Annotated in this window: 1 protein-coding gene; it reads right to left on the reverse strand. The window is 51.6% G+C overall.

What is annotated here, in order from left to right; all coding sequences use genetic code 11:
- A partial coding sequence (locus ACH8JV_RS19545) for an Ig-like domain-containing protein (RefSeq protein WP_396523306.1) occupies window positions 1-382 on the reverse strand: 382 nt, incomplete at both ends.

A 382-nucleotide genomic window follows, 5' to 3' on the forward strand; every position in this document is an offset into this window, starting at 1 on the left:
CCATCTGCCAACACTGGAAGTGTATTGTCGGCAAGTGTCCAGGTACCGTTGCCATTATTGGTTGCCGGGTAGTCCACTCCGTCTACAGTCACCACCACAGTCGCTGTCGGGTCGTTCACTGTACCGATTAATTCAGGTGTGCTGTCATTGGTGATTACATCACTTAACGCAACAGTCGGTGCTGTGGTATCGACAGTCACTACTGCACCTGTTGTACCCACATTACCTGCTGGGTCAGTTGCAGTCACAGTCACGGTATGTGGTCCATCAGTCAACACTGGAAGCGTATTGTCCGCAAGGGTCCAGGTACCATCACCATTATTGACCGCAGGATAGTCCACACCATCTACAGTCACCACAACTGTCGCAGTCGGATCGTTCA

The sequence above is a fragment of the Acinetobacter sp. ABJ_C5_2 genome (assembly GCF_044538485.1).
GTDB classification, from domain to species: domain Bacteria; phylum Pseudomonadota; class Gammaproteobacteria; order Pseudomonadales; family Moraxellaceae; genus Acinetobacter; species Acinetobacter nosocomialis_A.